The organism is Acidimicrobiales bacterium, assembly GCA_036399815.1.
GTDB lineage: Bacteria > Actinomycetota > Acidimicrobiia > Acidimicrobiales > DASWMK01 > DASWMK01.
Genome location: DASWMK010000171.1, coordinates 1 through 6,723 on the forward strand (window position 1 = coordinate 1; position 6,723 = coordinate 6,723).

General features: G+C 75.6%; 5 protein-coding genes. 2 read left to right on the plus strand and 3 right to left on the minus strand.

All coding sequences use genetic code 11. The annotated features are described in order from the left end of the window. Nucleotides 1-242: 242 nt before the first annotated feature. The gene (locus tag VGB14_12295; protein ID HEX9993699.1) at nt 243-1,193 is read right to left on the minus strand and encodes a hypothetical protein; all 951 of its coding nucleotides are present in this window, start codon (nt 1,191-1,193) and stop codon (nt 243-245) included. Beyond that, on the minus strand, nt 1,190-1,672 hold the full coding sequence (locus tag VGB14_12300) for a hypothetical protein (protein HEX9993700.1): 483 nt from the start codon (nt 1,670-1,672) through the stop codon (nt 1,190-1,192). Before VGB14_12300 ends, VGB14_12295 begins: the two co-directional genes overlap by 4 nt. Nucleotides 1,673-1,730: 58 nt before the next feature. Between VGB14_12300 and VGB14_12305 the strand changes: the two genes are divergently transcribed. After that, complete coding sequence (locus VGB14_12305; GenBank protein HEX9993701.1) at nt 1,731-4,997, plus strand: BTAD domain-containing putative transcriptional regulator; 3,267 nt, start codon at nt 1,731-1,733, stop codon at nt 4,995-4,997. 3 nt (nt 4,998-5,000) lie between these two features. Here the strand turns inward: VGB14_12305 and VGB14_12310 are convergent, their stop codons facing one another. Then, nucleotides 5,001-5,657, minus strand: coding sequence for an HAD family hydrolase (locus VGB14_12310; protein HEX9993702.1), 657 nt, complete (start codon nt 5,655-5,657; stop codon nt 5,001-5,003). A 70-nt stretch (nt 5,658-5,727) separates the two neighbouring features. On the opposite strand from VGB14_12310, the gene VGB14_12315 reads away from it, so the two are divergent. Next, nucleotides 5,728-6,723 (plus strand): serine/threonine-protein kinase (locus VGB14_12315; protein HEX9993703.1); only part of this gene is annotated, 996 nt, incomplete at its 3' end.

Here is a 6,723-nt window from a genome sequence, read left to right on the forward strand (position 1 = left end):
ACGACCAAGAACCGGCTCCACCTCGACCTGGCCGCGGCCGACCTCGAGGCCGCGGCCGCCGAGGCCCAGGCCCTGGGCGCGCGCCGGCTGCGCACGTTCACCGAGCCGGGCGACGCCTGGATCGTGCTCGTCGACCCCGAGGGCAACGAGTTCTGCGTCGTCGACGCCTGATCGTCAGCCCTCGCCCGCCGCTCCGGCACCGACGCGGTCGACGCCGACCATGGGGAGCGTTCGAACCGTGGTCAGGCGCCGACCTCCCCGAGATGTGTGACCCACTTGGCAGTCCAGAGCATGCGCGGGGTCACGAGGGCGTAGGGCAGGGGCGCGCTGGCGTCCAGCTCCTCCTGAGGCGCGTCGGTCGCGGGCTCGTCCACCGAGCGACCCTCGCGGCCGAGGCGGTCCTTCAGGAGCCGGTGGAGCTCCTCGAAGACGTCCCTGAGGAACGGGGGGTCGTAGGTCGCCAGGTCGCGGACGACGCGCGCGACCGTGGCCACCTGCTCGCGGCTCGGATGCCCTGCCTCGTCGGCGAGCCGGCGAGCGAGGCGGATCACGTCGATGACGCCGTCGACGCCGTCGGTGGCGGCGCCGTTGTCCGGCGCCGGCGGCGGCCGCAGCTCGTCCACCTGGAAGCGGTACTCGTCGAACAGCACGGCGATGAGCTCGGAGCAGAAGAACGACGGCTGCTGGCGGAGCACGGCCTGCGCGTGCGCCTCCCATGCCCGTGCTGCTGCGACCGCCGAGACGAGCAGCTGCTCCTTTCCCGGGCCGGTGTAGGAGTCGAGCGCCGTCGCGACGAGGAAGAGCTTCAGGTACGAGAACCGCGACCGGTGGACGGTCCCGATCTCGAGGAGCTCGAGGGCCTTCGCCAGTGCTCTGTCCGGGTCGACCATGGTGGTCTTCGGGCGCGCCGCCGCCATCGTCCGCTTCGGCGGAGTAGCACCGAGCAGGAGGTCGGCGATGGAGTTGAGCCGGACGCCGCCGAGGTCGACGTCGTCGACCCCGGCGTACGAGACGTGACGGTTCGTCCGGGCGCTGACCATGATCCCGGGCTCGGCGACCATGCCCACGTGGCTGAAGTCGCTGCCGTCGAGCCGTGTGATCATCCTGCCGAGGCTGTCGGCGGAGCGGAGGAACAGCAGGTCCCCGGGGCGGAGCGCTTCGATGGGGACCTTGCTCGTGGGTGCCTCGCTCATGGCCGCACCGCCACCCACACGGTGTCCGCCTGGACGGGAACGGCTCGACCGTTCGTCAGGACGAAGTAGTCGACGCTGTCGTCCCCGGCACCGTTCGAGCGCGTCGGAGGCGACGGGTCGTCCTCGTCGGCCGTCCGTCCGGTCGACCGACGCGGCGACGTCGGCCGCTTCTCGTCCCTCTCCTGCCGTCGGGCGACGTTCGCGGTGACGTAGGCCCGGGCCACGACGTCGGCTGCGGCGAGGATCACCCACCCGAACCCGACGGCGATGCTGAACCACAGCCGCTGCTCGGTCGTCAACGAGCTGGCGAGCGGCTCGACGTTGGCGCCGACCGCGAAGGCCGCCGCGACGACACCCGCCCCGCGGGTCACGGCCGTCGTGCCTGCCTTGATCACCTCCTGTTCCTCGTCACCGAAGATCGCCTTCACGATTGCGTTGTCATCTGGCATGTCGTTCCCCTCCTGGGTCTCGTGGCTCAAGTGACCACGAACCGCTTTCGCCGCCCTTTCTTGACGACTAAATGGGACAATGCCCGCGATGAGCTGGGGCGTCCAGGTCCTCGGTGCGGTCGTGCTCCACCGCGGCGACACGACGTTCGCGTCACGCAGCCCGCTGCTCCGGACGGTGCTGGCCCTGGTGGCCCTCCGGCCGGGGGCACCCGTCGGCGTCGCGGCCATCGTCGACGAGCTGTGGGGCGAAGCGCTGCCGAAGGACCCGCGCGCCGCGCTGCAGGTCCACTCCACCCGGCTCCGGCAGTGGCTGGAACAGGCGGGCGCCGACCACGGGTCGCTCCGCTACGACCACGACGGCTACGTCCTGATGATCCCGCCGCACGCGGTCGACGCCATCCGCTTCGCCGGCGCCGCGTCGAACGCGCTCCGACCCCTGGACGACCCCGCGGCCCGGGTGGCCCGATGCGATGCCGCCCTCCGCGAGTGGCACGGCGAGCCGTTCGGTGGGTGTGTTCTCGGGCCACGGCTGGAGGCCGAGAAGGTCGGACTCGTCGAGCTCGAGAGCCAGGTGCGGGAGGCGCGCATCGAGGCGCTCGTGGAGGACGGTCGCACCCGTGAGGCCGCCAGGGAGGTCCAGGCGCTCCTCGTCCACCATCCCGCTCGGGAGCGCCTCGCCGCGCTCGCCATGATCGCCCTCTACCGCGACGGGCGCCAGCGCGAGGCCCTCGCCGTCTTCCACGACACCCGCCGCCATCTCGCCGAGGAGTACGGCCTCGAGCCGGGCCCGGCCCTCGTCCGCCTCGAGGCCGACATCCTCGCCCACGCTCCGGGGCTCACCGCCGGTGCGGCGGCCGAGGTGACACCGGTGCCCACCCCGCCGCGATCCCGACGCCGGCCGCTGATCGCCGGCCGCGAACCGGAGCTGGCGACCATCGCCGAGCGGCTGCGCATCGAGAGCTCGCCGGGCTCGCTCGTCGTCGTGACCGGCGAGGCCGGCTGCGGCAAGACGACGCTGGCCGCCGCGGCCTGCGCCGACGCCGAGGCCGCCACTGCGACGACGGCGTTCGGATCCTGGGACGGCGACGGCGTCCCGCTCGCCGCCTGGGTCGAGGCGCTCGACGAGCTGGGCTCGGGGAACGTGGGCGAGCCGTCGGCGCAGGTGGCCAGGACCCGGCGGGCCGTGCTGGCCGCCCTCGCCGGGGCGGCGCGGGACGCCCCGGTGCTCGTCGTCCTCGAGGACGCCCACGTGGCCGACTCCGCTTCGCTCGCCCTGGTCGTCGCGGTGGCCCGCGCCGGCCTACCACCCGGGGTCGTCCTCGTCGTGACGGCGCGCGACCCGGACATGGTGGACCGGCCGACCTGGCTCTCCGCCCACGCCGACGTCGTCCGATGCGATAGCGTCGTCGAGCTCCACCTCGGTGACCTCGGGCGCGAGTCCGTGCACGCCGTCGCCTCGGCTCGGCTCGCCCACCTCCCGGCCGACGCCGCCCGCCGTCTCGGCGACGTGCTGTGGCAGCGCAGCGGCGGCCACCCGCTTCACCTGGCCGCGCTCCTCGACGTGATGGAGGGTCTCGACGACGAGGCCGCCTGCCGGGCGGCGGCGGCGCGGGTGCCGCACCGCCTGCTGCCGTTGATCCGCTACCAGCTCGCGGCCTTGCCTGCCCCCTGCGCCGACCTCGTGCAGACCCTCGCCGTCCTCGGCCCGACGTCGCCGGCCGCGCTCGGTGCCATGAGGGGCGCGTCGGCGACGGACGTGGTCTGGGCCCTGCGGCCGGCCATGGACGCCGGCCTCGTGACCGAGCACGGCGACGAGCTCCATCTGCGCCATGCGCTCACCCACCAGGCCGTGCTCGAGGTGACGCCGGCGACGACGGTGCACCATCTGCACCTCGCCCGGCTGGAGGACGGTGAGCGCCGCGGCGCCGACCCGTTCACCGTCCTCCGCCATGCGCTGGGCGCCGGTCCGCTGGTGCCGCCGGCTCGCCTCGCCAAGGCCAGGCTGTCGGCCGCGCAGGTCGCCTACGCCAGCGGTGCGCACGAGGAGGCCGTTGCCCTTCTCAGCGCGGCGCGACCCGACCTCGTCGGCGTGGACGCCGTGGAGGCGGACCTCCACCTCGGCCTGGCGCTGGCCGCCCTCGGCCGGGCCGCCGACGCCGACGACGTCCTCGACTCCGTCGTGGATCGGGTCGACGAACATCCCGACCTCGCCGTGGTCGCCGCCGTCGGTGACGAGCCGCTCGGCCTCAGCGCCCGCGGCGACCCTCGGCGCCTCGCCCGCCTGGAGCGGGTCGCGGCTGCGACGGCCGGTCGGTGGAGCCGCCGGCGCCTCGACGTGCTCGGGTCGCTCGTCCTGGAGGAGACCCTGGTCCACGGCGAGGTGGTCACGCCCGGGGCGCTCGACGAGCTACGGCGCCTCGCCGACCACCTGGACAGTGACGCCGACCGGGCCCGGCTCGCGCTGCTCCGGGCGCGCGAGCTGGTCGACGCGAGCGTGCCGGCCACCACCCGCCTGGCCGCCGCCGAGGAGGCCTACGAGCTGGCCGCGGCGGCCGGGGTGCCCGTGCTCCGTCTCGACGCCTCCGAGCTCCTGATGAGCGCGGCGCTGGCCGCCTCACAGGTCGAGCGCTGCCTCGACCTCCGCTGGGCGCTCGCTCGCGAGGCGGAACGGGTCAACCGGCCTCGGTCGATCTGGGCGGCGCAGCTCGTCGAGGCCGCGCTGCTCCTCGCCGCCGGCGACCTCGACGCCGCCGACGAGCGGGCCCAGGCCGCGCTCGACGCCGGCACGCGGCTCGGGATCGCCGACGCCTTCGGCGCGTACGGCGTCCACGCCATGGTCCGCCGATGGCTCGCCGGCGAGCTGCCCACGCTGACAGGGCTCGTCGAGCAGGCGGTCGCGACGTACCCGCGGGTCGTCGCCTGGCACGCCGTCGCCGCCGCGGCGTACGCCCAGGCGGGGCGCACCGAGGACGCTCGCCGGAGCCTCTGGCACTATCTCGACCGGCGCATCGCCGGCAACCGCTACTTCGACCGGCCCGGCCTCTGCTTCGCCACTCCCGTGGCCGTGCGCATCGGGGACGCAGACGCGGGCCGCGAGCTGCGGCAGGCGCTCCACCCCGACCCGAAGGCGGTCGTCGTCGTCGGCGTCGGGGCCGCCGTGATGGGGCCGCTCGACCTGTACGTGGCGCTGGCCGAGCACGTCACCGGTGACCTCGTGCAGGCCGCCGCGAACCTCCAGGAGGCCAGGCGCACGGCGGCAGCGCTCGGCTGGACGACGTGGGTCGACGTGTGCGATCGCGTGGAGCGGTCGCTCCTCCACGGGCCTCGCGCCGTCCGCGAGCCCGTTCCGCTCTGATCGTCACCCCTCGCCGAGGAGCAGCCCGGGCAGGTCGCGCAGGTCGTCGACGAGGGTGACGCCGGGCAGGGCCAGGCGGCGGGTGGGGATCAGGCCCCCGGCGTAGGCGTACGGGCGCATGCCGGCGGCCAGTGCGGCCTCCAGCCCGAACGGGCTGTCCTCCACGACGGCGCAGCGGGCCGGGTCGGCGCCCATGCGGGCGGCGGCGTGGAGGAACAGGTCGGGCGCCGGCTTGCCCCTCGCCACCTCCACGCTGCTGAAGATGCGCCCGTCGAAGCGGGCCAGCAGGCCGGTGACGCCGAGCGTGGTCCGCAGCTTCTCGTGCGTGCCGCTCGACGCCACGCACGTCGGCACGCCGGCCGCGTCGATGGCGTCGAGCGCGTCGACGACGCCGGGGACGGGGGTGAGCTCGGCCGCGATCACCTCGTCGTGGAGCCGCCGGTAGGGCTCGTCCCAGCCGTCCGGGAGCCGGTGGCCGAGGTGCTCCTCGATGATCGCCACCATGTCGGCGTCCGAGCGGCCGACGAAGCGCTCGACCACCTCCTCCTCGGTCATCGGCCACCCGAGCCCGGCCAGCACCTCGACGTCGACCCGCAGGGTGAGGCGCTCGCTGTCGACCAGCACGCCGTCGCAGTCGAAGATCACGAGGTCGGGGGGCATCGCCAGATCCTGCCCGAGGCTTTGCCCGCCCTGGGGTTCCCCTTGACCGGCGGGCGGCGACGCTACGGAGGTGCTCGTCTCGGACGTGCTGGTCGGCGACCGCTACCGCCTCGACGAGCGGATCGGCTTCGGCGGGATGGCCGAGGTGTGGCGGGCCACGGACGGGCCCACCGGCCGCGCGGTGGCCGTCAAGCTGCTGGCCGACGGCTGCGGCGACGCCCGCCGGTTCGCCGCCGAGGTGCGGGCCCTGAGCCGCCTGTCCCACCCGGGGGTCGTCCGCTTCCTCGGCGCCGGCGACCACCACGGGCGGCCCTACCTCGTCATGGACCTCGTGGAGGGCGAGACCCTGGCCGACCGGCTCCGGCGCGGGCCCCTGGGCCCGGCCGAGGCCGCCCGGGTCGGTGCCGGCGTGGCCGGCGCGCTGGCCGCGGCCCACCGGCTGGGCATCGTCCACCGGGACGTCAAGCCCGGCAACGTCCTCCTCGACCGGGCCGGCCGGCCCCACCTCGCCGACTTCGGCGTCTCCCGCCTGGCCGGGTCGGCCACGATCACCGGCAGCGGCTCGGTCGTCGGGACGGCCGGCTACCTGGCGCCCGAGCAGGTCGAGGCGAGCCCGGTCGGCCCGCCGGCCGACGTCTACGCGCTCGGCCTCGTCCTCCTCGAGTGCCTCACCGGCGCCCGGGCCTTCCCCGGCGACGCCGTCGCCTCGGCCGCCGCCCGGCTGGCCCGCGACCCCGCCGTGCCCGGCCACCTGCCCGCCCCCTGGCCCGCGCTCCTCGCCGCCATGACGGCGAGGGACCCGGCGCACCGGCCGCCGGCGGGGTCGGTGGCCGCCGCGCTCGGCGGCGCGACGACGGCGCCCCATCCCGTGTCCCGAGCCCAGGCCACGTCGGTGCTCCCCGCCGTCGCCGCGGCCCGCGACCGGCGTCCCGCGCCCGTCCGGCGCGTGGCCCTCGCCGCCGTCCTCGCCGTGCTCGTGGCGCTCGGGCTGCTCGTCGTCGCCTTCGTCGCCGTGGCGGGGACCGGGGCCGGCGACCCGCGACTGGAGGCGCCGGCCACGACCGTC

Excerpts from the sequence above, each read along its gene's own strand:
- VGB14_12295 (HEX9993699.1), bottom strand. The coding sequence starts at position 1,193 with ATGAGCGAGGCACCCACGAGCAAGGTCCCCATCGAAGCGCTCCGCCCC.
- VGB14_12305 (HEX9993701.1), top strand. The coding sequence starts at position 1,731 with ATGAGCTGGGGCGTCCAGGTCCTCGGTGCGGTCGTGCTCCACCGCGGC.
- VGB14_12310 (HEX9993702.1), bottom strand. The coding sequence starts at position 5,657 with ATGCCCCCCGACCTCGTGATCTTCGACTGCGACGGCGTGCTGGTCGAC.